This window comes from Mycobacterium sp. (genome assembly GCF_008709575.1).
GTDB lineage: Bacteria > Actinomycetota > Actinomycetes > Mycobacteriales > Mycobacteriaceae > Mycobacterium.
In genome coordinates this window covers 1-559 of sequence record NZ_VYIK01000518.1, presented here as the reverse complement: position 1 = coordinate 559, position 559 = coordinate 1, and the positions used below count along the sequence as shown (strand labels likewise).

General features: G+C 64.9%; 1 protein-coding gene. It reads left to right on the top strand.

Going from position 1 to position 559, the window contains the following annotated elements; translation table 11 throughout:
• Nucleotides 1–163: 163 nt before the first annotated feature.
• Nucleotides 164–559 (top strand): aldehyde dehydrogenase family protein (locus F6Q13_RS19925; RefSeq protein WP_293060136.1); only part of this gene is annotated, 396 nt, incomplete at its 3' end.

Here is a 559-nt window from a genome sequence, read left to right as displayed (position 1 = left end):
AACTAGCTGAGGCACCACCACCGGCCACGCGCTCAAAGTACGTCAGGCACGTCGCATTCTTCACTATTTCTGAGGAAAACGTCGATAATCGACGCTAGTGGCGTTGACCACACCGTGCCTTTGTCTGTGAGCTGCCCCATGATCGCCGCTGAAAAGGTCTGATATGCCGTTGACGTACGACACGCTGTTCGTCGGCGGCCGGTGGGTTCGTCCAACCGGCTCTTCGACGATCACAGCGGTGTCGGCGAGTACGGAGGAGGTGCTGGGGTCCGCGCCGCGGGCCACCGAGGCCGAGGTCGACGCGGCAGTCGCCGCGGCGCGCGCGGCGAGTGATGATCCCGGTGGCTGGGCAGGGTGGGCGCCGGCCCGTCGCGCCGAGGCTTTAGAGCGGCTGGCCGCGGCACTGGAACGGCGAGCAGCAGAAATCGCCAGGCGGGTCAGCAGCCAAAACGGATTGCCGATCACTATTTCTCAGCAGGTCGAGGGCGCGTTCCCGGCGATGCTGATCCGCTACTACGCCGAGATGATCCGAGATCGTGACCCTGAGGAGGTGCGCCCC